Consider the following 22,823-nt stretch of genomic DNA (forward strand, 5'->3'; position numbering starts at 1 on the left):
GAGGGGTTCACAGCGCCCCCTCAAAGACCTGTCGACGGATCAGCCCCAAGCGATAACGCTGACTGCAATTGCCCTGAAGTCGAGGGTCAGTCGAAGACGACCTTGGCCACGTCGCGATAGCGCCCGGCGAAGTGCACCGTCAGCCCCTCCTTGAGGTAGTCGGGCAGCTCGTCATAGTCGCGGCGATTGGCCTCGGGCAGGATCAGTTCGAAGATGTCGCTGCGCCGGGCGGCGATCACCTTCTCGCGGATGCCGCCCACCGGCAGTACCTGGCCGGTCAGGGTCAGCTCGCCGGTCATCGCCAGCGGCCGATCCAGGGCCTGGTGGCGGGCCAGGGAGAGCAGCGCCGTGGTCATGGTCACCCCGGCCGAGGGGCCGTCCTTGGGCGTCGCGCCCTCCGGCACGTGTAGATGAACGAAGGCCGAGTCGAAGAAGTCCGGATCGGCGCCGTAGTCGCCGAGGTGGCCGAGCACGTAGCTGTAGGCGATGTTGGCCGACTCCTTCATGACGTCGCCGAGCTGGCCGGTAAGCTTGAAGCCGCGATCCAGGGCGTGCACCTTGCCGGCCTCCACGGAGAGCGTGGCGCCGCCCATGGAGGTCCAGGCCAGCCCGGTGACCACGCCCTCGCCCTTCATCACCTGCTCCTTGCGGAAGATCGGCGGGCCGAGGTAGGTCTCGAGGTTGTTGACCGAGACCCGCACCGACTGCTGCTCGTCCTCGAGCAGCTTGACCGCCGCCTTGCGCACGATGCGGTGCAGCTGCTTCTCGAGCTGGCGCACCCCGGCCTCCCGGGCGTAGCCCTCGATCACCTGGCGCAGCGCCGCGTCGGTGAGGTTGATGCGCTTCTTGGGGATGCGGTCGCGCTTCAGGAGCTTCGGCCACAGGAAGTGCTTGGCGATGGCCACCTTCTCCTCGGCGATGTAGCCCGAGAGGCGGATCTGCTCCATGCGGTCGAGCAGCGCCGGGGGGATCGAGTCCAGGGTGTTGGCGGTGCAGACGAAGAGCACCTTGGAGAGATCCAGGCGCACGTCGAGGTAGTGATCCAGGAAGTCGACGTTCTGCTCCGGGTCGAGCACCTCGAGCAGCGCCGAGGCCGGGTCGCCCTGGAAGGACTGGCCCATCTTGTCGATCTCGTCGAGCATGATCACCGGGTTCTCGACCTCGACCTCCTTGAGCGCCTGGACCAGCTTGCCGGGCATGGCGCCGATGTAGGTGCGCCGGTGGCCCTTAATCTCGGCCTCATCGCGCATGCCGCCCACCGAGAAGCGGTAGAACTCGCGGCCCAGGGCGTCGGCGATGGAGCGCCCCACCGAGGTCTTGCCGACGCCCGGCGGGCCGACCAGCAGCAGGATCGAGCCGCCCACGTCGCCCTTGAAGGTGCCCTCGGCGAGGAACTCGACGATGCGCTCCTTGACGTCGTTCAGGCCGTCGTGGTCGCGGTCGAGCACCGTGCGGGCATGGGCGAGGTCGAGCTGGTCCTGGCTGTTCACGCCCCAGGGCATGGCGGTGAGCCAGTCGAGGTAGTTGCGGGTGGTGCCGTACTCGGGCGAGCCGGTCTCCAGCACCGAGAGCTTGTCGAGCTCGTCGTCGATGCGCTCCATGACCCGCTCGGGCACCACCCGGCCCTCGAGGCGCGCCCGGAAGGTGTCGACGTCGTTCTCTCGATCGTCCTTAGAGATACCGAGCTCGCGCTGGATCACCTTGAGCTGCTCGCGCAGGAAGAACTCCCGCTGGCGCTCCTGCATCTGGGCGTTGACCTGCTCGCTGATCTCGCTCTGCAGTTGGGCGACGTCGATCTCCTTGCGCAGCAGCGGCAGCACCTTCTGCATGCGCGCCATCACCGGCAGGGTCGAAAGCACGTCCTGCAGCTCCGGCCCCTTGGCCGAGGTGATCGCCGCGGCGAAGTCGGTCAGCGGCCCCGGCTCGTGGGGGCTGAAGCGGTTGAGGTAGTGCTTGAGCTCCTCACCGTAGAGCGGGTTGATCGGCAGGAGCTCCTTGATGCCGTTGATCAGCGCCATGGCGTAGGCGCGGGTCTCGTCGTCCTCGGCGTCCACCGGCTCGCGGGGGTAGCTCACCTCGACCAGGTAGGGCGGCTCCTTGGAGAGCCAGCGCGTGATGCGAAAGCGGCGCATGCCCTGGGCGATGAACTGGATCTGCTTGTCCTCGCCCTGCAGCTTGTGGACCCGCACCGCGGTGCCGATCTCGGGGAAGTCCTCGCCGCCCAGGTCCTCGACGCCGGTCTCGCCGACGAAGGCCAGGCCGACGGTGCGATGGGGCGTGTCGCCGACCCGGCGGATGGTCTCCTCCCAGCGCTCGCGGTTGATCACCAGCGGCTGGACCTGGGCGGGGAAGAAGGGCCGGTTGTGGATCGGCAGCAGGTAGATGCGCTCGGGCAGCGAGTCGCTGGCCGGCACTACCGAGTGGTGCCCCTCGGTGCCGGGCAGGTCGTCATCGAAGGTCTCGTCGTCACTGGCGTGGATCCAGTCCAGGCCATCCTGCATCTCGTGGTCGTCGCTCATGCGGTCCTCGTCCTGACTCGTCGGGAAGATCCCGGGGCTGCCTTGAGGGATGCGGGCAGCGGGGCGCGACTTCAAGTCACTGACGCCGTTCGAGGATCGGCGGCAGCGGCCGGCCGTTGATCCTGACTCGTCCGCGCACCAGGTCGATCGCCAGGTCCTCGGTGCCCAGCGGCAGGCCGAGCCACAGCGCCACCACCGGGGGCACCTGGTCCCAGGTCACGTCGCCGTAGAGACGCTCGCGCCAGCGGGCCTGCTCCTCGGGGTCGTCCAGCGCGGCCAGGTCCAGCGCCTCGAGGTCGTCGGCATCGAAGAACAGGGCGCCGTCGCCCCGAGCATCCAGCCCCAGCATCGGGCTGTCGAGGTCGACCGTGTGGAGATCCAGCCGCGGGGCGTCCGCGAGCAGGCCGAGCAGGTCGGGTTCCAGGCGCGCCAGCAGCGCGCCCGACTCGCGATCGGTCTCGCCGCGGGCCGCCTCGTCGCGCAGCACGGCGAGCACCCGGCGCAGCGCATCGGCGTTGATCCGCGAGAGCTCCGCGGCGAGGCGGCCGGTGAGCAGCACCTCGTCGGCGGCCATCAACCGGTCGAGGGTCAGCTCGCTCTGGATGCGCAGCTCCGCCTCGTCGAGGGTGGTGCGGCTGTGCAGCACCAGGCCGCTGGCGTCCAGCGCGAGGTCGGGCTGGCGCCAGGCGAGCCCCTGCACCTTGAGCAGGTCCTGCTGGGTAAAGTGGTAGGCGCCCTCGGTATAGGCGTAGCGACTCTCCAGGGTGATGGGGCCGGCCTCGAGGGTGGTCTCGCCATCGCTGAGCCGCCAGGGCGCGAGGTCGGCCTGGAGCCGCCAGTCGCCGTAGACGCCCCGGAAGGTGACATCGCCGCCGCGAAACGCCAGCGCGCGCTCCTCCTGGCTGACGATGAAGGGCGAGAGCGAGAGACGCCCCCGCAGGGTCGCGCCGAGGGTATGGTAGCGGGCCTGCCAGCGCGGCGGGCGGGAGGGCAGCAGGTCGCCGAACAGCCGGCGGTCGCTGCGCCCGACATAGGGCTTGAGGGTGCCGTCGATGCGCGTATTGATCACCCCGTGGCGCGCCTCGTAGGGCAGCGCCAGGTGCCAGGCGCGGCCGAAGCGGGGCGTCAGGTGGAGGGTGCCGCTGGATTCGAGCCAGCCGCGCTCGACGTCGGTCCGCTCGACCAGCAGGTCGCCCCGGGCGCCGAGATCCTCGAGGGCCCGGGCCAGCTCACGCTCGAAGAGCAGGCTGGCGATGGCCTGGGCCGCGGCCCAGAGCAGCGCCAGCCCCACCACCACCGGGACGATCAGTCGTTCCTTGCGCATCATGACCTTCCTTGTCCGCGCCCGGCGCACCGCAGGGCAGCGCGCCCGCGGCGCGGCGACTCAGTGGAGCCAGAACCACAGGTGCATGGTACTCCATGCGTAGGCCGCGGCGAGGACATCGTCGATCATGATGCCGAAGCCGCCGGCGACCCGGCGATCCGCCCAGCGGATCGGCCAGGGCTTGAAGACGTCGAAGATGCGGAACACCGCGAACCCCCACAGCGCCGCCTCCCAGGAGAAGGGCACGGCGGCCATGGTCAGCCAGTAGCCGACAAACTCGTCCCAGACGATGCCGGAGTGGTCGTGGACGCCCAGGTCGTGGGAGGTCTTGTCGCAGAGCCAGATGCCCCACAGGAAGGTGACCGCCACCAGGCCCAGGTACCAGCCCAGCGGCAGCTCGGACATCAGCCAGTAGAAGGGAATGGCGGCCAGGGTGCCGAAGGTGCCGGGGGCGAAGGGCACGGTCCCGCTGCCGAGACCGAAGGCCAGGAAGTGCACGGGACGACGCCAGACGCTGGCGGGGGCCTTGTTCATGAGACACCGCCTGGGGCGCCGCCCGACGGAGCGCCGCCCGACGGAAAGCCGTCCGACAGGAAGTGCTGCCAGCCACGTTCGCCGCCGGGTGCCACCCCGTGCAGGCCGGGCGCCTCCGTCAGTCGGCCGATCTCGGTCAGCGCCAGGCCCTGCTCCGCCAGGCGGTCGCGCGCCGTGGCGAGGCGCTCAGGCGGCAGCGCCACCAGCAGCTCGTAGTCGTCGCCGCCGTGCAGCGCCGCTTCCCGGGCGCCTGCCTCCCCGAGCGCCTCGAGGAGCCCCTCGGCCAGCGGCAACGCCTCGGGCACCAGCTCGGCCCCGACGCCGGAGCCCTCGAGCACATGGCCGAGATCGGCCAGCAGCCCATCGGAGACGTCGATGGCCGCGCTCACCAGGCCGCGCAGGGCGAGCCCCGCGGCCAGGCGCGGCCGCGGATGCAGGTAGCGCCCGAGCAGCGGGTGGGCGATGTCGCGCTCGCCGCGCTGCCACAGGGCCAGCCCCCCGGCACCGCCGCCGAGCGCCCCGGTCACCGCCAGCACGTCGCCCGGCCGCGCGCCGTGGCGGGTCAGCGCCTGGTCCGGGGGCACCTCCCCCATCACCGTGACGCCTATGGCGAGCTCGCCGCGGGTGACGTCGCCGCCCGCCAGGGCGGTGCCGGTGGCGTCGCAGAGCGCATGGAAGCCGCGGGCGAAATCGGCGAGCCAGGCGTCATCCGCCGCCGGCAAGGTCAGCGACATCAGGCACCAGCGGGCCCGGGCGCCCATGGCGGCGAGATCGCTCAGGCTGACCGCCAGCGCGCGGTGGCCGATCGCCGCGGCCGGCGCCGCCTCGGGGAAGTGGACCCCGGCGACCGAGGTGTCGACGCTGACCGCCAACCGCTGGCCCGGGGCCGGCGCCAGCAGGGTGCAGTCATCGCCCACCCCGAGGGCGACGCCTGAGTCTGGGCCGGGCGGCTCGGGCGTCAGGTAGCGGCGGATGAGTTCGAATTCGCTGTGCATCGGGGCGGGCCTTCAGCGGCGACGGGCGGTGACCTCGGCGGACCGCAGCCGCCCGGCAAGCTTGTCGAGGATGCCATTGACGTACTTGTGTCCGTCCGTGGCGCCAAAGGACTTGGCGAGCTCGACCCCCTCGCTGATCACCGCGCGATACGGCACCTCGAGGCGCTTGGAGAGCTCGTAGGCGCCCAGGCGCAGGATCGCCAGCTCGATGGGATCCAGATCCTCGAGGCGACGGTCGAGCAGCGGCGCGATGGCCGCGTCCAGTGACTGGCGCTCCCGGGCCACGTTGTGCAGCAGCTCATGGAAGAGCGCCAGGTCGGCGATCTCCATGACCTTGTGCCAGTTCTCGTGATCCTCGAGGTCGTCGTCGGCCACCTGGCTGCGGAACTCCGCCTCCACGGCGGTGATCGACTTGCCGGTCATCTGCCACTGGTAGAGGCCCTGGACGGCCAGCTCGCGGGCCGCATGGCGCGACTGCTGCGCCTTGGAGGGCGCCCGGCTGCGCTCGCCGCTCATGCCTCACCCCCGTCGGCGTCGCCGAAGCAGCGCAGCAGCGAGACCATCTCCATGGCCGCCATGGCCGCCTCGGCGCCCTTGTTGCCGGCCTTGGTGCCGGCTCGCTCGATGGCCTGCTCGATGGACTCGACGGTCAGCACGCCGTTGGCCACCGGGGTGTCGAACTCGAGCTGCAGGTTGCCCATGGCCGCGTTGCAGCCGCCGGCCACGTACTCGAAGTGCGGGGTGCCGCCGCGGATCACCGCGCCCAGGGCGAGCACGGCGTCGGGACGCGCCACCTTCAGCACGCGCTTGATCGCCAGCGGCAGCTCCCAGGCGCCGGGCACGTGGACGATGTCGATGTTCTCGGCGTCCACGCCGTGGCGGGTCAGGCTGTCCACGGCGCCCTCGACCAGGCTATCCACCACGTGGTGGTTGAAGCGGCCGACCACGATCACGTAGCGGCCATCGACGTCGACGAAGCTGCCTTCGACTTGGGAAATCGGTTGCATGGTTCTATGTCCTGAAAGATCCGGTACGGAAGGGTCCGGGGGCATGGCCGGAGGCCATGCCGTCATGATGAAGACGGGCGCGGCGTCAGTCGTCGCGCGCCTCGCCAGGCGCGGGCTCGCCGGGTTCCAGGCGCTCCACCACCTCGAGGTCGAAGCCGGAGAGGGCGGAGAACTTCCAGGGCGAGCTCAGAAGGCGCATCTTGCCGACGCCCAGGTGGCGCAGGATCTGCGAGCCGGTGCCGATGGTCAGGTAGTTGCCGGCGCCGTCGGAGTCACTGGTGCGCGGCGGGCGACGCCGCTCGAGGAACACCTCGAGCAGGTCGTGCAGGTCCTGGTGCGGGCGGCCGTCGTCGAGCAGCACGAAGACGCCGTGTTCGGCGCCGGCCACCTCGGCCAGGGCCTGGTGAGCGGTCCAGCTCGCCCGCTCGCCCTTCTGCAGGGCGAGCAGGTCGCGCATCACGTTGGCCAGGTGCACGCGCACCGTGGTCGGGGCCTCGGGATGCGGATGTCCCTTGACCAGCGCCAGGTGATGGGCGCCCTGGATGCTGTCGCGGAAGACGTGCAGGGTGAGCTCGCCGAAGGCGGTCTCGACCGGGCTCGACTCCACCGGCTGCACGGTCTGCTCATTGTGGATGCGGTAGTGGATCAGGTCGGCGATGGTGCCCATCTTCAGGCCATGCTCGACGGCGAAGCGCTCGAGCTCGGCGCGGCGCGCCATGCTGCCGTCCTCGTTCATCACCTCGCAGATCACGCCGCTGGGGTCGAGGCCGGCCAGGGCCGCGAGGTCGCAGGCCGCCTCGGTGTGGCCGGCGCGGCGCAGCACGCCGCCGGGCTCGGCCATCAGCGGGAAGATGTGGCCGGGCTGGACGATGTCCTCCGCCCGGGCGTCGCGGGCCACGGCGGCCTGGACGGTACGCGCCCGGTCGGCGGCGGAGATCCCGGTGGTGACGCCCTCGGCGGCCTCGATGGAGAGCGTGAACTTGGTGCCGAAGCCGGAGCCGTTGTCGCGCACCATCAGCGGCAGCTGGAGACGCTCGCAGCGCTCGCGGGTCATCGGCAGGCAGATCAGCCCCCTGGCGTGGCGCGCCATGAAGTTGATGTGCTCGGCCTCGACCTTCTCGGCGGCCATGATGATGTCGCCTTCGTTCTCGCGATCCTCGTCATCCATCAGGATCACCATCTTGCCCTGACGAATGTCCTCGACCAGGTCTGCGATAGGGGCCAGGCCCCCGGATGAGGAGTGCACCATGGAGTCTCCATTGATTCAGCGTGGTGGCCGTCGCGGTCCCGCGACGATCGGGTCGCCCTCCGGCGTCGCCACCTCGAAACCGCGTCAGGGTACCGTGGCGCGTCGGTGGGCGCCAGTGGATAGCCGCCGTGGCGAGTTGGTGAGCGCCCACGGAGGACAGCCGTGGCGCATTGACGAGCGCCGTCAGGCCATTAACGCCGCGCCTCATGGAATCCCAACTCATGCGTCTCGGAGCACCGCCAGCAGGCCATCGAGGAGGCGCTGTAAACCCATCCCTGGGCGCTACCGGCGCCATCCCTGGCGCAGGACCTCCTCTCAGGCCTGCTGCGGCGCTCCCTTCATGCGGTCACGAGATATCGGAACGGCCCCTGGGCCTGGCGGTGATGCGCCAGTCCTGGCCCACGGCGCGGATATCGAGGATCTCGAGCCCCTTCTGCTGGGCCATCAGCGAGAGGCCGGGCAGCGCGAAGAGCGGGCGCGCCTCGCCGCCAAGCAGGGTCGGCGCCACGAACAGCTGCATCTCGTCGATCAGGTTCGCCTCGAGCATGGCACCGGCGAGCGTCGCCCCGGTCTCGAGCAGCACCTCGTTGGCCTGCTCCGCCTCGGCCAGGTGGTGCAGCAGGGCGTCGAGGTCGACCCGGCCGTCGGCGCCCGCCGGCATCACCACCACCTCGGCGCCGGCCTCCTCGAGCCGTACGCGCCGCTCGGGCTCATGATCGGCGAGGGTCGCCACCAGGGTACGACCCGGCTCGCGCAGGCAGGCCGCCGCCAGAGGCAGGCGCAGGCGGGAATCGACCACCACGCGCAGCGGCTGGCGGGCGGCGATCGCCTCCCCCTCGGGCAGCGCCAGCTGTTCGGCGCGCACGGTGAGCCGGGCGTTGTCGAAGATGATCGACTCCACCCCGGTGAGGATGGCGCTGGATCGGGCGCGCAGGCGCTGCACCTCGCGGCGCGCCTGGGGCCCGGTGATCCACTGGGACTCGCCGGAGCGCATGGCGGTGCGGCCATCGAGGCTCATGGCCATCTTCAGGCGCACGAAGGGCCGGCCGTGGGACATGCGCATCACGAAGCCGGGATTGAGCGCCAGCGCTTCGTCCTCCAGCACGCCCACCGTCACCGCGATGCCGGCCTCGCGCAGCAGGGCGATGCCCCGGCCGGCCACCTGGGGGTTGGGGTCCTGCATGGCGACGACGACACCGGCCACCCCGGCCTCCACCAGCGCCCGGGCGCAGGGGCCGGTGCGGCCCTGGTGGGAGCAGGGTTCCAGGGTCACGTAGGCGGTGGCGCCGCGCGCGGCTTCTCCCGCCGCGCGCAGGGCGTGGACCTCGGCATGGGGCTCGCCGGCCCGCTCGTGCCACCCCTCGCCGACGACCCGCTCGTCCTTGACCAGCACGCAGCCCACCCGGGGGTTGGGATCGGTGGTATAGCGGCCGCGCTCGGCGAGCTTCAGGGCGCGGGCCATCCAGGTCTCGGGCAGGGTCGGGGCGCTCATCATCGCCCTCCGGCGGGGTCGTCGGGGAAGCCGGGCTCCTGGGCCAGGCGGTCGATCTCGGCGCGGAACTCGTCGATATCCTGGAAGCGGCGGTAGACCGAGGCGAAGCGGATGTAGGCGACCTGGTCGAGGCGCTTGAGGGCCTGCATGACCTCCTCGCCGATGTCCCGGGCATGGATCTCACGCTCACCGCGGGCCCGCAGGTGCTGGCGGATGCGCTCCACCGCCGCCTCGATCGACTCGGCGCTGACGGGGCGCTTCTCCAGGGCGCGCAGCATGCCGGCGCGCAGCTTGGCCTCGTCGAAGACCTCCCGGGTGCCGTCGGACTTGATCACCCGGGGCATCACCAGCTCGGCGGTCTCGTAGGTGGTAAAGCGCTCGCCGCAGGCCGCGCACTGCCGACGCCGCCTCACCTGATCCCCCTCCACCACCAGGCGGGAATCGGTCACGCGCGTGTCGTTGGCGCCACAGAAGGGGCAATGCATAGGGGGTAACCCGACGTCGTAGGAAACTGTCGCGGCATTGTAACGGTTCAGGGGCAGAGCGCCCAGCAACCGTGGCTGGCACGAGTCCTGCAAGCTCCCGGTATCCCCAGGCCGATGGAGGTCGCCATGCCTACGCCCCGCTCGCTCGCCCGCCCCCTGGACACGACGGACTTCACGGCTCGCGCCCGCGAGCACCTTGGCGTCCTCTACGGGCCGCGCCGTGAGGAGGTACTGCGCCGCCTGCTGACGCGGCTCTCGCACCATCGCGGTGCCCTCCCCCCGCCCGGGGCGGAGGCCACCGCCCCCTTATGGAGCGAGCGCGACCAGTGGCTGATCGCCTACGGCGACAGCCTGCTCGACGGCGACACCCCGCCCCTGGCGGTGCTCGAGGCCTTCCTCGAGGCGCGCCTGCCTGAGACCTTCAGCGGCGTGCACGTGCTGCCCTTCTTTCCCTGGAGCAGCGACGATGGCTTCTCGGTGATCCACTACCGCGAGGTCGACCCGGGGCTCGGCGACTGGTCCGACATCCGCCGCCTCGCCGCGCGGGGCGACCTCGTCGTCGACCTGGTGCTCAACCACGTCTCCCGGGAGTCGCTGTGGTTCGTCGACTACCTGAGCGGCAGCCTGCCGGGGCGCGACTACTTCATCGAGATGGACCCGGCGACCGACCTCTCGGCCGTGGTCCGACCGCGCAGCAGCCCGCTGCTGGTGCCGGTGCCCACCCGCCGGGGCACCCGCCACCTCTGGGCGACCTTCTCCGAGGACCAGATCGACCTCAACTTCGCCAACCCCGACGTGCTGCTGGAGTTCGTCGGCATCCTGCTCTTCTACCTGGAGCAGGGCGCGCGGGTCATCCGCCTGGACGCCATCGCCTTCCTCTGGAAGCGGCCGGGCACCGCCTGTATCCACCTGCCCGAGACCCACGAGGTGGTGCGGCTGCTGCGTGCCGTGGTCGACCACCTGGCGCCGGGCACGCTGCTGCTCACCGAGACCAACGTGCCCCATCGGGAGAACCTCAGCTACTTTGGCCTCGATCGCCTGTCGGACGGGGGGCCGGCGATGCCGGACGAGGCGCACCTGGTCTACCAGTTCCCGCTGCCGCCGCTGCTGCTGCATACCCTGACCAGCGGCGAGGCGGCCACCCTGGCGAGCTGGCTCGAAAGCCTGCCCGCGCTGCCGCCGGGCTGCAGCTACGTCAACTTCACCGCCAGCCACGACGGCATCGGGGTGCGGCCGCTGGAGGGCTGGCTGCCACCCCATGAGGTCGAGGCCCTGCTCGAGCTGATGCATCGCTTCGGGGGGTTCGTCAGCATGCGCAGCGACGCCCAGGGGCGCGACGTCCCTTACGAGATCAATATCACCTGGTTCGAGGCGATGCGGGGGACGCGCCGCGGCGCCGATCCCTGGCAGGTGGAGCGCTTCCTGTGCAGCCAGCACCTGATGCTGGCCCTGCAGGGCATTCCCGCCCTCTATCTCCACTCCTTGACGGCCACCCTCAACGACCTGGAGGGGGTCGAGCGCACCGGCCGCCTGCGCGCGATCAACCGTCACCGCTGGCAGCGGCCGGCGCTCGAGGAGCTGCTGGAGAGCCGCAACACTCCGACCCGCGAGGTGTTCCTGGCCCTGAAACGGCGCCTGGCGGTGCGTCGCCGGGAGCCCTGCTTCCACCCGGATGCGCCACAGCGCGTGCTCCCCACCCCGCCGGCGCTGCTGGTGCTGGAGCGTGGCCCGCTCGACGACGGTCGCCGCCTGCTGGCGATCCACAACGTCACCGACCAGCGCCAGCCGCTCGCCCTCGAGGCCCTGGCCGCCCCCGACTGGCACGACCTGCTGGCGGATGCGCCCTGGTCGGGCGACACGAGCCTCGCGCCCTATCGCAGCCTGTGGCTGGTGCAGCCCGGATGATCGACGGGAATGGCCAACGGGCGTGATCAGTGCGCCGAATGCTTGCCCATCTCACCATGGGCCATGTCGTCGTGACCCGTGCCGGCCTGGTCCGACATCTCCATCGGCTGCACCCGCTGGACCGGCGCCTCGAGGGTCATCGTCTCACCGTTGTCGAGGGTCAGGGTCAGCTCGACGCGCTCGCCCTCGACCGGGGTGGCGGCCAGCTCGAACATCATCAGGTGCCAGCCGCCCGGCACCAGTCGCACGCTTTCGCCGGCCGGCAGCGGGATCGCCTCGACCCGGCGCATCTGCATCACGCCGTCGACCATCACGTGGTTGTGCAGCTCCAGGTGGCCGGCCAGCGGCGAGGCGCCGCCAACCAGCGCCCGGTCCGTCTCGCCTGGATTGGTCAGCGTCATGAAGGCGGCGGTAGTGGCCGACCCGGGGGGCACGGCGCGCACGTGTGCGCCCTCGACGGTGAGGGCGTCAGCCTGGGCGGCGACACCAAGCAGCGGCAGGGAGAGCAGAGAGAGCAGGAATAGCGGGCGGGCAGCGAGGCGCATGTCGGTCGACTCCATGGGCTCAAGGGGAAAGCTCGAGCTTACCCTGCCCGGCCGTTGACGGGGAGCGGGCTGCGACATTGCGTCCCGCACGCGGCGGCAGGGATTAATCCACGGCTAATGCCGGCGTGTCAGGATGGGAACTTCGGAGCACGGCGCGGGGTCCCCTCGTCACCCGTGACGCCGTCTCACGCCCCTTCGCCGGGACATGACGACGCGCGTCACCACCGCGCCTCACACAAGGAGATCACGATGCGTCCCCTCTCCCTGACGGCCGGCCTGCTCTCGCTGGCCGCCGCCCTCCCCCTCTCCGCCGACACCGCCTGGCCGGCGCCGATCCAGGCGCTGGTAGCGGAGGGGCTCGAGGTGCACGCCCGCTTCGAGGCGCCCGGCGGGCTCGAAGGCTTCGCCGCCAGCCATCGCGGCCGCGAGATGGCCGTCTACCTCACCCCGGATGGCGAGCATGCGGTGGTCGGCACCCTGATCGACGCCGAGGGCAACGACCTCTCCGCCGCGCCCCTGGACGAGCACGTGCGCCGCGCCCAGGAGACCGAGGTGTGGCAGACGCTGGAAGAGAGCCACTGGATCCGCGACGGCGACCCGGGCGCCGAGCGCATCCTCTACACCTTCACCGACCCCAACTGCCCCTACTGCGCGCGCTTCCACGAGCAGAGCCGCCCCTGGGTCGAGGCGGGCCGGGTCCAGCTGCGCCATGTCATGGTCGGCATCCTGGAGCACGACAGCCCCGCCAAGGCCGCCGCCCTGCTCGGCGCCGAGGATCCCGCCCGGGCGCTTAAGGCGCACCGGCGAAGCGACGACGGCATCGCGGCCTCGGCCCAGCCCCGGGAGATCGAGGAGCAGGTGCGGGCCAACAACCAGCGCTTCGAGAGCCTCGGCCTGATGGCCACGCCCACCACCTACTATCGCGGCGACGACGGCCGCCTGGAGCGGGTCCAGGGCGCCCCCCAGGAGGCGCGCCTGATCGAGATAATGGGCTCACCGCGTCCCTGACGCCGCGGAAGGGAGCAACCGATCCTGCTCCTATCTCACGACGCGGGCCCCGCTTTCGCGAGGCCCGCGTCATCGAGAGCATGCGGTGGAGATCAGTCGTCGAGATCTTCGAAGCGCGGCTGGCCGACGTTCCAGGGCTTGACCGTCTCGCCCTTTTCGCCCCAGTTGGCGTGGTCGGCCAGTCGGTGACCGTCGCTATCGCGCACCAGACCGTAGCTGGAGTGCTTGTGGAAGGTGGGCCCGAACATCTCGCGCGTCTCCTCCACATCGCCGGTATAGCGAGGATCCTGGGGCCGCTCCTGGCGGGTCATGAAGTAGGCGACGTCCCAGGCCTCCTGGTCGCTGAGCGACAGCGGCTGGCCGAGCGGCATGTTGTTCTTGATGAATCCCGCCGCGGTATGGGTACGCACGATCCCGGCGCCCCAGTTGTTGGAGCCATCCCCCCAGGTCGCCGGGAAGACATACTCACCCTCCTGGTAGAGACCCGAGCCATCATCACCGTGGCAGATGGCACACTGCTCGGCGAAGATTGCCTCGCCACGCGCGTAGCTGAGTTCCTCGGGGCGCTCCGGTGCCGGGAAGCCACGACCGTAAATCGGCTGATCGGGATAGACGGGAGCGCCCGTCGCGAGCCAGCGATGGTAGGCGGAGAGCGCCAGCATGTCATCGCTGCCGTATGCCGGCGGCGTGCCGTTCATGGAGTAGGCGAAGCAGCCGGCAATACGCTCCTCGAGGCTGTTGACGTGCTGGTTCTTGCCCCGAAAGTTCGGCAGGGTCACGGCGGCCGGCCAGATTGGCGCGCTGAAGGGCTGACGTCCCTCGCCGAGGTGACAGCTGGAGCAGTTCATGTCGTTGAAGACATTCTCGCCGCGCAGCTGCTGGGTATTGGTGAAGAGGTCATACCCCCGGCGGATGACCTTCTTCAGCTCGGGATTCAGATCGGCCGCCTCGAGGTCCGCCATGGTCGGCGGCACATGGACCAGCTCGCCCTCCTCGGGCGCGGGATAGCCCATCTCGACGAGCTGCTCGTAGTCTGCCCAGGCGGCCATGCTGATGCCGGCCGCCAGTGTCGCGCTGGCCAGGGCCAGGGTTGTCCTGAGATATGTCATGCTCTGCTCCCCCTTATTCGGACGCCACGGACTGATTGGCCAGCCAGGCCGAGACGGCGCGGATGTCCACGTCGCCCATCCGCTCGGCAATGGCGCCCATCAGGTGCTGCGGATCATTGCTGCGCTCACCGGCCTGCCAGGCCCTGAGCTGTGCCTCGATGTAGCCCGCATGCTGGCTGGCGATGCCGGGGAAGGTCCCGCCCACGCCCTGGTTGTTCGGGCCGTGACAGCTTGAGCAGGACACGATGTACTGGTCCCAATCACCGCGCAGGGCGAGCTGTTCGCCACGCGCCAGCAGCGCCGCGTCGGCGCCCTCGCCGCCCTGGGCATCGGTCACCGGCATCTGGCTGAAGTAGACCGCCACATCGGCGATCTGCTGGTCGTCGAGCATGGTGGCAAAGGGCATCATGGTGGTGTTCTGGCGACGGCCCGCCTTGAAGTCGTGCAGCTGCTTGGCGATATAGGCCGCCGGCAGCCCGGCCAGGCGCGGCCAGGACTCGCCCCCCGGGATATTCATGCCGCTGCCGTCGGCCTGATGGCAGGCCACGCAGGTCGCGGCCGCCTGCTGGCCGCGCTCGGCGTCGCCCTCCAAGGCCTGCCCGGCCGCCTGCGCCGATAGCGGCGCCGACGCCTGAGCTGCCGCCAACCCCAGCAACAGCCCGAGGCCAGTCGTGATCCTCATGATCGTCATCTGGCTTTCCCCTCGTCATTGTCGTTGATCCCGTGCCGGGATTCCGGTCGGACCGGCGAGGCCGGTCCCGTCATCAGCGGCAGCGTCAGCCGCGCCTCCAGCCCGCCCCCTGCGGGGCGGCGAAATGCCAGTTGGCCGCCGAAGCGCTCGGCGATGGCGGCCACGATGGCGAGCCCCAGGCCGCTGCCCTGCCGGCGGCTGGCCCGCCAGAAGCGCCGAGCCAGCTGGTCGAGCTCGGCCTCCGCGACCCCGGGGCCGTGATCCCTGACGCCGAAGGTCAGCGTCCCGTCCGAGGCATCTTGTCGGACGGAGATCGCCACCGGGCTCCCCTCGGGCCCGTGGCGCAGTGCGTTGTCGACCAGGTTGCGCAGCGCCGTGATGGCGAGCTCCCGGGGCACTGCGAGCTCCCCCGCAGGCCAGGAGCCGGGCTGCGTGACCCGGGCCCGCTCGCTCGCCGCGGCGTCGCGCAGGGCGAGCGTCGCGACGTCGGCGGCGCGGCTGGCCTCGCCGTCCTCGAAGTGCACCCGCCCCTCGACCCGGGCCAGCATCAGCAGCTGGTCCAGGGTGCGGGAGAGCCGGGCCACGCCCTCCTCGGCGTGGTTCAGCGCCCGGCGCGCCGCCTCGCCCTCGACCCGCCGCGCCACCTGCAGGTGGGTCTTGATGGCCGTGAGCGGCGTGCGCAGCTCGTGGGCCGCATCGTTGGTGAAGCGCTGCTCGCGGACGATGGCCTGCTGGATCCGCGCCAGCAGGCCGTTGAGCGCATCCACCAGCGGGCGGATCTCGCGGGGCACGCCGTGGGTCGCCACCGGGGCCAGGGCGTCCGGGTGGCGCCGCGCCAGGGCGTCGCGCAGCCGCTCGAGCGGCGCGAGCCCTCGCACCACGCCGAGCCACAGCGCCAGCAGGCTGCCGGACAGCGCCACCACGAAGGGCACCACCGCCACCTCCAGCACGTTGCGCATCAGCAGGTCGCGCTCGTCCATGCGATCGGCGGTGGTGATGGTCAGGCCGTTGCGCTGGTAGGTGAACACCCGCCAGGTGATGTCGCCCTCCTCGCGATAGGCGTGCCCGGGCTCGCCGGCCTCGAGGACCTCCTGCATGTCGCTGTGGGTGCGCGCCAGGATCTCGCCCCGAGGGGAGTGCACCTGGCAGGCCAGCCCCTCGATGGGCGGGATGGAGAGCGCCCGCCGGTCGGCCCGCTCCCACACCGCCACCGGCAGCTGCGCCATCAGTCCCGAGACCATGCGCGCCGACTGGGCGAGGCGCTGATCGAGGGTCGCCTCGACCTGCTGATAGAGATCGCGCATCAGCCAGGCGGCGGCGAGCCCCCAGAGCAGCAGCAGCGTGACCCCGAGGGTCAGCACCAGTCGCGTGCGCAGGCTCATGGTCGACCCGCCCCGGGGCGAGCCGGCGCCTCGACCGCCTCGGGCGGACCGAGCCGGTACCCGAGCCCGCGCACCGTCTCGATCACCCGCCCGCCGAGCTTGCGACGCAGGTGGTGGATGTGAACGTTGAGGGCATTGCTCTCCACCTCCCCGTTCATGCCGTAGAGGCTGTCCTTGAGCTGCTCGGCGCTGAGCACGCTGCGCGGCGCCTGGAGGAAGGCCTCCAGCAGCACCAGCTCGCGGCGCGACAGCGCCACCGGCCGCCCCGCCACCGTCACCTCCCGGGAGACGGGGTCGAGACGGAGCGCGCCGTGCTCGACCAGCGCCTGGGCGCGCCCGGCGGCCCGGCGCAGCAGGGCCAGCAGCCGCGCCACCAGCTCGTCGAGGTCGAAGGGCTTGACCAGGTAGTCGTCGGCGCCGACGTGCAGCCCCTCGATGCGATCGCTCACCGCGTCGCGGGCGGTGAGGATCAGCACCGGGAGGTCGATGCCAGCCGCCCGCCACTCCTCGAGCAGCGTCATGCCGTCGCCGTCGGGCAGGCCGCGGTCGAGGATCACCACGTCGCTCGCCACCGTCTCCATGGCCGCGCGCGCCTCCGCCAGGGTGCCCACGGTGTCCACGACGAAGTCGTAGACGCCGAGCCCGGCCTGGATGCCCGACGCCACCAGGGCGTCATCCTCGATGAGCAGTACGTGCATGACAGGAGATCCTCGTGAACGGCGTCATCTTGTCAGCGGGCCATTAAGCGGGCGTTAAGTCGCGCCGTCCGGCGGGCCGTCCTTTGGTCGAACGCGGCCTCCCTGCGGGAGGGGAGGTCCGGGCGGGAGGGACGATCAGCCCCGGGCGGGGAGCGCCCGGGCCGCGAACCAGCCGAGCACCATCGCCACCAGCATGGCGGCCAGCGGCGCGGAGAGCCCGGCGAGGGAGGCGAAGGCCGGCCCCGGGCAGTAGCCGGAGAGCCCCCAGCCGATGCCGAACAGGGCGGCGCCGCCGATCAGCCGGCCGTCGAGGTCGGTGCGGGTGGGCAGCTGGAAGCGCTCGCCGACGAGCGGATGGGGGCGGCGCAGCACCCATCGATAGCCGAGGAAGTTGGTGATCACCGCCCCGCCGAGCACGAACATCAGGGTCGGGTCCCAGGCGCCGGCGAGATCGAGGAAGTCCAGCACCCGGGCCGGGTCGGTCATGCCGGAGACGGCGAGGCCGAGGCCGAAGAGCAGCCCGGCGACGTAGCCCATCAGGGTCTTTACGGTCTCGCGCCTCATGCTCCCCCACCGATGACGTGGCGCACGACGAAGACGGTGACGATCGCCGCCGCCAGGAAGGTCAGGGTGGCGACCAGCGAGCGGGGCGAGAGCCGCGCCAGGCCGCAGACGCCGTGGCCGCTGGTGCAGCCGCTGCCGAGCCCGGTGCCGAGCCCCACCAGCAGGCCGGCGGCGAGCATCAGCGGCACGCCCCCGGCGGGGGCGCCGATCACCTCGCCCGGCGCGCCCGCCACGTTGCCGGCCCCGCCGCCGGCGAGCAGCAACGCGACCGGCCCGCTGACCAGGCCCAGCAGGAAGGCCAGCCGCCAGGCGCTGTCGCCCCGGGGGCGCTGGGTGATCAGGGTGCCGAGGATGCCGCTGATGCCGGCGATGCGGCCCAGGGTCGCCATCAGCCAGGTGGCCGAGAGGCCGATCAGGACGCCCCCGATCAGCCCCTGCAGGCTTGCCGTCCAATCCACGTGAAGGGTCCTCCTGAAAGAATCAGTGGTCGCTTACTTCTGCCGCCGACAGGTGCTGATGCCGAGCAGGCGATAGGCGGGACAGGTGCCGAGCAGGCCGGTAACCAGCGGCACCAGGCCGATGAAGCCCCAGGCGCCGACCTGGCCGGTGATGGCCAGGCCGATCAGCACGGCGCCGATGACGATGCGGGCGAGCTTGTCGATGCCGCCGACGTTGCGGGTCATGGTGTGTCTCCTTGCGGTGCGCGAACACGCCCGGCCAGGGGGACGTGTCCGGTGACGGGGTCGGGCCCCGGATCGGATGAGCGTGACGCCTCGGCGCCGGCGAGGCCGGCCCCGCCGCAGGCCGCCGAGGAGGTCTCGGCGGCGCGCTCGTCGTGGAGCGCCCGCCAGGCATCGAAGGTACTCAGGTAGACGCGACCGGTCAGCGCCCGACAGAAGTCGGTGTGCACCAGGCGATCCATCACCGGCCCCTTGACCTCGGCCAGGTGCAGGGCGATGGCGGCGTCCCTAAGGCGGGCGTTGATCGCCTCGAGGCTCTCCAGCGCCGAGGCGTCGATGACGTTGACCGCCTGGCAGGCCAGCACCACGTGGCGCAGCCCGGGCTGGCGGACGGCCAGCGCCATCACGGTGTCCTCGAGGTAGCGGGCGTTGGCGAAGTAGAGGCTCTCGTCGATGCGCAGGATCGCCAGGCGCTCGTCGGTCTCGACCGCGTGGCGCTGGACATTGCGAAAGTGCTCGCTGCCCGGCACGCGCCCCACCACGGCGCTGTGGGGGCGGCTGGTGCGATAGAGATGCAGGCCCAGCGACAGCCCGACGCCGGCCAGGATGCCGCTCTCCACGCCGTGGAGCAGGGTCAGTGCCAGGGTCGCCAGCATCGCCGCGCCGTCGGCCCGGGAGTAGTCCCAGGTGCGCTTGATCGCCGGCAGGTCGATCAGGGTGCCCACGGCGACGATGATGGTGGCGGCGAGCGTCGCCTTGGGCAGGAAGGCCAGCGGCGCGGTCAGGGTGAGGGTCGCCACGGCGATCCCCAGGGCCGTGAAGGCGCCGGCGAGCGGCGTGGCGGCGCCGGCCTCGAAGTTGACCACCGAGCGCGAGAAGCCGCCGGAGACCGGCGAGCCGCCGCTGCCACCGGCGCCGAGGTTGGCCAGCCCCAGGGCGATCAGCTCCCGGTTGGGGTCGATGCGCTGGCGACGCTTGGCGGCCAGGGTCTGGGCGACCGAGACCGACTCCACGAAGCCCACCAGGCTGATCAGTACCGCCGCCGGCAAGAGGCTCGACCACAGCGCGGGATCGAGGCTCGGCAGCGCCAGCGTCGGCAGGCCGCTCGGCACCTCGCCGACCAGGGCCACGCCCCGCTCGCCGAGCCCCAGTCCCCAGGCCAGCAGAGTGGTGACGATCACCGCCGAGACCGGCGCGGCCTTGGCCACCAGATCCGCCGCGGTCGTCGACAGCCCCAGGCGGGTGAGCCCGCCCTTGAGATAGCGCCGGCAGATCAGCAGGAAGGCCCAGACGCCCAGGCCGATCGCCAGGGTCATGGCGTGGGTGTCGCCCAGCGCGGCGATCAGCGCCGAGCCAAGCGCCACGAGGTTATGGCCGGACGCTTCCACGCCCAGGATGTGACGCAGCTGGCTGGCGGCGATCAGGATGCCCGAGGCGGTGACGAAGCCCGAGATCACCGGGTGGCTCAGGAAGTTGGCCAGAAACCCCAGGCGCAAGAGGCCCATGGCCACCAGCACCAGCCCGGAGAGCGCGGCCAGCACCAGGGCGGCGGCGACGTACTCGGCGCTGCCCGGCGCCGCGATCCCGGCGAGCGCCGAGGCGGTCATCAGCGAGGCCACCGCCACCGGTCCCACCGCCAGGGTGGCGCTGGTGCCGAAGAGCGCATAGAGGACCAGCGGCAGCATGCTGGCGTAGAGCCCCACCTCCGGGGGAAGCCCCGCCAGCAGGGCGTAGGCCAGCGCCTGGGGCACCAGCATCAGCGTCACGATCACCGCCGCCAGCAGGTCGCTCGCGAGCGCATCGCGCCGATAGCCGTGCAGCCAGCCGATCAGGGGAATCCAGCGGGAAAGGTTCATGGGCGTCTCATCATCAATGGTGTACCTGGCTCAGTCGCGGCGAGCGGGACGCGCCAGCCACTCGTGCCCCTTGAGCATGCCGTTCCAGTAGAGCCAGGGCAGCTGCTTGGCCTTGAGCCACCAGGCCCGGCGGGTCGCCCGGGTGCCCTCGTTGACCCAGCGGGGAAAGCTCGGCTGCAGCGCGCCGCCGTAGCCGAACTCGGCGAGCACGATGCGCCCGCGCTCCACGGTCAGCGGGCAGGAGCCGTAGCCCAGATAGGCGGCCGGCAGCGGCGCCCCGTCCAGGGAGGCCAGCAGGTTCTCCGCCACCACGGGCGCCTGTTTGCGCACCGCCGCCGCGGTCTTGGCATTGGACGTGCCGCTGGCATCGCCCAGCCCGAACACCGCCGGGTAGCGAGCGTGCTGGAGGGTCTCGGGATCCAGGTCCAGCCAGCCGGCCTCGTTGGCGAGCGGCGACGTCGCGATGAAGGCCGGCGCCTTCTGCGGGGGCACCACGTGCAGCATGTCGAAGGGCCGCTCCTCCTCCCGCTCGCCGTCCTCGCCGCTCACCGCGAAACGCGCCGTGCGCGAGGGACCATCGACGGCCACCAGGCGATGCCCGAAGGCCGTCTCGATGCCGTAGCGCTCGATATAGCGCTCCAGGGCCGGCACGTAGTCCGGCACCCCGAACAGCACCTGCCCGGCATTGCAGAAGCTCACGTCGATGTCACCCAGGCGACCCTGGCGACGCCAGTGGTCACAGGAGAGGTACATGGCCTTCTGCGGGGCCCCGGCACACTTGATCGGCATCGGCGGCTGGGTGAACAGCGCCCTGCCCCGCTCCAGCGACTGCACCAGCGACCAGGTGTAGGGCGCGAGGTCGAAACGGTAGTTGGAGGTCACGCCGTGCTGGCCCAGCGCCTGCTCCAGTCCCTCGATGGCGCCCCAGTCGATCACCAGCCCCGGTGCCACCACGAGCCGGGTGTAGCCGAGGCGGCGGCCGTCGCCCAGCACCACCTCGCCGGCGGCGGGGTCGATGCGATCGGCGTCGACCGCGTACCAGCTGGCCCTGTCGGGAATCACGTCGGCCATGGGGCGTCGGGTGATGGCGGCCGGGAAGACGCCGCCACCGACCAGGGTCCAGCCGGGCTGATAGCTGTGCGTCTCGGCCGGATCGACGATGGCGATGTCCAGGTCGCCGCGGCGCTTCAGGAGGCTCGCCGTCACGGCGATGCCCGCGGCCCCGGCGCCGATGACGACGACATCGTGGTGACGGGCAGACTGTTCGGGGGTCGAAGGGTGCATGGCGTGGCTCCGGGAGCGTGGTCGTTATCGTTGTCGTTGACGTAAGAGGGGCCTGTCAGGCCTTGAGCAGCTCGCGGATCGGCTGCGGGTCGTGACCGGCGGCATGTGCCGCGTCCAGCAGCGCCGGGATGTCACAGCCGGCTTCACGGCTGCGGGCCTGGGCCCAGAGATGCACGGCGCGCTTGCCGGTCCGGCAGAAGGCCAGGATCGGGGTGGGCAGCGTGTCCAGGGCCTGGCCGAAGGCCGCGATGTCGGCGTCGCCGTAGTCGCCCGGCGTCACGGGGATGCAGCGCCACTCAAGGCCGAGACGGGAGGCCCGCTCGCGCAGGGGGCTGTCGTCGGGATGGTCCTCCGCCTCGCCGGGACGGCGATTGCAGATCACCGAACGGAAGCCGCGACGGGCGATCTCGTCGAGATCGTCGGGGGTCACGGCGTCGGCGATGGCGAAGCCGCTTTCGAGCTGTCGAATCTGCATGAACACTCCTGAAAAGGATGATGGTGCATGGGACCTCGGGCGCGGGACGCCCTGGCCTCAGAACTTGTCGATCGGCACCTTGAGGTAGACCTGACCGTTCTCCTCGGCCGGCGGCATCTGACCGGCGCGCATGTTGACCTGCACGGAGGGCAGGATCAGGCGCGGCATGCCGAGGGTGGCGTCGCGCTCGGTGCGCATCCGGACGAACTCGTCCTCGCTGACCCCTTCGTGGACATGCACGTTGTGGGCACGCTGTTCCGCCACGCTGGTCTCGTGCTGGTACTCCTCGCGATTCGGCGCCTTGTAGTCGTGGCACAGGAACAGCCGGGTCTCGGCCGGCAGGGCCAGCACCTTCTGGATGGAGCGGTAGAGGGCGCGGGCATCCCCGCCCGGGAAGTCACAGCGGGCAGTGCCGTAGTCCGGCATGAAGAGGGTGTCGCCGACGAAGGCGGCATCGCCGATCACGTAGGTCAGGCAGGCCGGGGTATGGCCCGGGGTATGCATCACCCGCCCTTCCAGGTGGCCGATGGCGAAGGTGTCGCCCTCCTCGAAGAGGCGATCGAACTGGCTGCCGTCGCGGGCGAACTCGGTGCCGGCATTGAAGGCCTTGCCGAAGACCTCCTGGACCACGGTGATATTGGCGCCGATGCCGGTCTTGCCCCCCAGCGCCCCGTGCAGGTAGGGGGCGGCGGAGAGATGATCGGCATGGACGTGGGTCTCAAGGATCCACTCGACCTCGAGCCCGTGGTCTCTCACGAAGTCGATGATCTCGTCGGCGGAGCGCACGTCGGTGCGACCGGCGGCGTAGTCGAAGTCGAGGACCGAATCGAGGATCGCGCAGGCCTGGCTGTCAGGATCCTGCACCACGTAGCTGAAGGTGTTGGTCGGTTCGTCGAAGAAGTGAGTGACCACTGGCTGCGGGGACATGGGAAGAACCTCCGTCGAATGTCGCTGTACGGTCGCAGGATTCAGAATACCTCATTATACATTCTAAGGTTAGATCTTTTAGAGATATAGGGGC

General features: G+C 71.0%; 23 protein-coding genes. 2 read left to right on the top strand and 21 right to left on the bottom strand.

The features are described from left to right. Positions 1–86: 86 nt before the first annotated feature. The 9 genes from lon to nrdR all read right to left on the bottom strand — a co-directional run bounded on the left by lon (position 87) and on the right by nrdR (position 9,605). Positions 87–2,519, bottom strand: a complete 2,433-nt coding sequence (gene lon / locus FIU83_RS13375) for an endopeptidase La (protein ID WP_152484505.1) — start codon at positions 2,517–2,519, stop codon at positions 87–89. A 76-nt stretch (positions 2,520–2,595) separates the two neighbouring features. Then, entirely contained in the window at positions 2,596–3,843 is a 1,248-nt protein-coding gene (locus FIU83_RS13380; RefSeq protein WP_152485368.1) for a DUF945 family protein, read from the bottom strand. 60 nt (positions 3,844–3,903) lie between these two features. Beyond that, positions 3,904–4,377 (bottom strand): phosphatidylglycerophosphatase A, encoded by a 474-nt coding sequence (locus FIU83_RS13385; protein ID WP_152484506.1) that lies wholly within the window; start codon positions 4,375–4,377, stop codon positions 3,904–3,906. Beyond that, positions 4,374–5,372, bottom strand: a complete 999-nt coding sequence (thiL, locus tag FIU83_RS13390; RefSeq protein WP_152484507.1) for a thiamine-phosphate kinase — start codon at positions 5,370–5,372, stop codon at positions 4,374–4,376. The genes FIU83_RS13385 and thiL overlap by 4 nt, the downstream gene beginning before the upstream one ends. 12 nt (positions 5,373–5,384) lie before the next feature. Continuing rightward, a complete protein-coding gene (nusB, locus tag FIU83_RS13395) occupies positions 5,385–5,888 on the bottom strand; it encodes a transcription antitermination factor NusB (RefSeq protein WP_152484508.1) in 504 nt (167 codons plus the stop codon). Then, positions 5,885–6,379 carry a 6,7-dimethyl-8-ribityllumazine synthase gene (gene ribE, locus FIU83_RS13400; protein ID WP_152484509.1) on the bottom strand — a complete coding sequence of 165 codons (495 nt, stop codon included), beginning with the start codon at positions 6,377–6,379 and terminating at the stop codon, positions 5,885–5,887. The genes nusB and ribE overlap by 4 nt, the downstream gene beginning before the upstream one ends. An 85-nt stretch (positions 6,380–6,464) precedes the next feature. Next, complete coding sequence (gene ribBA, locus FIU83_RS13405) at positions 6,465–7,628, bottom strand: bifunctional 3,4-dihydroxy-2-butanone-4-phosphate synthase/GTP cyclohydrolase II (protein WP_152484510.1); 1,164 nt, start codon at positions 7,626–7,628, stop codon at positions 6,465–6,467. A gap of 346 nt (positions 7,629–7,974) precedes the next feature. Further along, on the bottom strand, positions 7,975–9,120 hold the full coding sequence (gene ribD / locus FIU83_RS13410; RefSeq protein ID WP_152485369.1) for a bifunctional diaminohydroxyphosphoribosylaminopyrimidine deaminase/5-amino-6-(5-phosphoribosylamino)uracil reductase RibD: 1,146 nt from the start codon (positions 9,118–9,120) through the stop codon (positions 7,975–7,977). Then, a complete protein-coding gene (nrdR, locus tag FIU83_RS13415; RefSeq protein WP_152484511.1) occupies positions 9,120–9,605 on the bottom strand; it encodes a transcriptional regulator NrdR in 486 nt (161 codons plus the stop codon). Before nrdR ends, ribD begins: the two co-directional genes overlap by 1 nt. Before the next feature lie 126 nt (positions 9,606–9,731). Between nrdR and FIU83_RS13420 the strand changes: the two genes are divergently transcribed. Beyond that, the gene (locus FIU83_RS13420) at positions 9,732–11,510 is read left to right on the top strand and encodes a sugar phosphorylase (RefSeq protein ID WP_152484512.1); all 1,779 of its coding nucleotides are present in this window, start codon (positions 9,732–9,734) and stop codon (positions 11,508–11,510) included. 26 nt (positions 11,511–11,536) lie between these two features. On the opposite strand, the gene FIU83_RS13425 is transcribed toward FIU83_RS13420, so the two are convergent. Then, a complete protein-coding gene (locus tag FIU83_RS13425; RefSeq protein WP_172976086.1) occupies positions 11,537–12,055 on the bottom strand; it encodes a copper chaperone PCu(A)C in 519 nt (172 codons plus the stop codon). A gap of 249 nt (positions 12,056–12,304) precedes the next feature. Between FIU83_RS13425 and dsbG the strand changes: the two genes are divergently transcribed. Next, on the top strand, positions 12,305–13,063 hold the full coding sequence (gene dsbG / locus FIU83_RS13430; protein ID WP_152484514.1) for a thiol:disulfide interchange protein DsbG: 759 nt from the start codon (positions 12,305–12,307) through the stop codon (positions 13,061–13,063). 92 nt (positions 13,064–13,155) lie between these two features. On the opposite strand, the gene FIU83_RS13435 is transcribed toward dsbG, so the two are convergent. From FIU83_RS13435 to FIU83_RS13485, 11 genes are all read right to left on the bottom strand, one after another. After that, on the bottom strand, positions 13,156–14,172 hold the full coding sequence (locus FIU83_RS13435; RefSeq protein WP_152484515.1) for a c-type cytochrome: 1,017 nt from the start codon (positions 14,170–14,172) through the stop codon (positions 13,156–13,158). A gap of 13 nt (positions 14,173–14,185) precedes the next feature. Beyond that, complete coding sequence (locus FIU83_RS13440; protein ID WP_253939473.1) at positions 14,186–14,854, bottom strand: cytochrome c; 669 nt, start codon at positions 14,852–14,854, stop codon at positions 14,186–14,188. Between the two features lie 5 nt (positions 14,855–14,859). Beyond that, positions 14,860–16,245, bottom strand: coding sequence for an ATP-binding protein (locus FIU83_RS13445; RefSeq protein WP_152484517.1), 1,386 nt, complete (start codon positions 16,243–16,245; stop codon positions 14,860–14,862). Continuing rightward, a complete protein-coding gene (locus FIU83_RS13450; protein WP_152484518.1) occupies positions 16,242–16,943 on the bottom strand; it encodes a response regulator in 702 nt (233 codons plus the stop codon). Before FIU83_RS13450 ends, FIU83_RS13445 begins: the two co-directional genes overlap by 4 nt. Positions 16,944–17,078: 135 nt before the next feature. After that, entirely contained in the window at positions 17,079–17,507 is a 429-nt protein-coding gene (locus FIU83_RS13455; protein ID WP_152484519.1) for a DUF6691 family protein, read from the bottom strand. Next, positions 17,504–17,965 (bottom strand): YeeE/YedE family protein, encoded by a 462-nt coding sequence (locus tag FIU83_RS13460; protein ID WP_152484520.1) that lies wholly within the window; start codon positions 17,963–17,965, stop codon positions 17,504–17,506. The genes FIU83_RS13455 and FIU83_RS13460 overlap by 4 nt, the downstream gene beginning before the upstream one ends. Positions 17,966–17,998: 33 nt before the next feature. After that, positions 17,999–18,190 (bottom strand): DUF2892 domain-containing protein, encoded by a 192-nt coding sequence (locus FIU83_RS13465; RefSeq protein WP_152484521.1) that lies wholly within the window; start codon positions 18,188–18,190, stop codon positions 17,999–18,001. Next, positions 18,187–20,043, bottom strand: a complete 1,857-nt coding sequence (locus FIU83_RS13470; RefSeq protein WP_152484522.1) for a SulP family inorganic anion transporter — start codon at positions 20,041–20,043, stop codon at positions 18,187–18,189. Before FIU83_RS13470 ends, FIU83_RS13465 begins: the two co-directional genes overlap by 4 nt. A 30-nt stretch (positions 20,044–20,073) precedes the next feature. Then, positions 20,074–21,327 (bottom strand): FAD/NAD(P)-binding oxidoreductase, encoded by a 1,254-nt coding sequence (locus FIU83_RS13475; protein ID WP_152484523.1) that lies wholly within the window; start codon positions 21,325–21,327, stop codon positions 20,074–20,076. Between the two features lie 55 nt (positions 21,328–21,382). Further along, positions 21,383–21,802 (bottom strand): TIGR01244 family sulfur transferase, encoded by a 420-nt coding sequence (locus tag FIU83_RS13480; protein WP_152484524.1) that lies wholly within the window; start codon positions 21,800–21,802, stop codon positions 21,383–21,385. A gap of 57 nt (positions 21,803–21,859) precedes the next feature. Next, complete coding sequence (locus FIU83_RS13485) at positions 21,860–22,729, bottom strand: MBL fold metallo-hydrolase (RefSeq protein ID WP_152484525.1); 870 nt, start codon at positions 22,727–22,729, stop codon at positions 21,860–21,862. Between the last annotated feature and the right edge of the window lie 94 nt (positions 22,730–22,823).

It is taken from the genome of Halomonas sp. THAF5a, assembly GCF_009363755.1.
In the GTDB taxonomy this organism is placed as follows: Bacteria; Pseudomonadota; Gammaproteobacteria; order Pseudomonadales; family Halomonadaceae; genus Halomonas.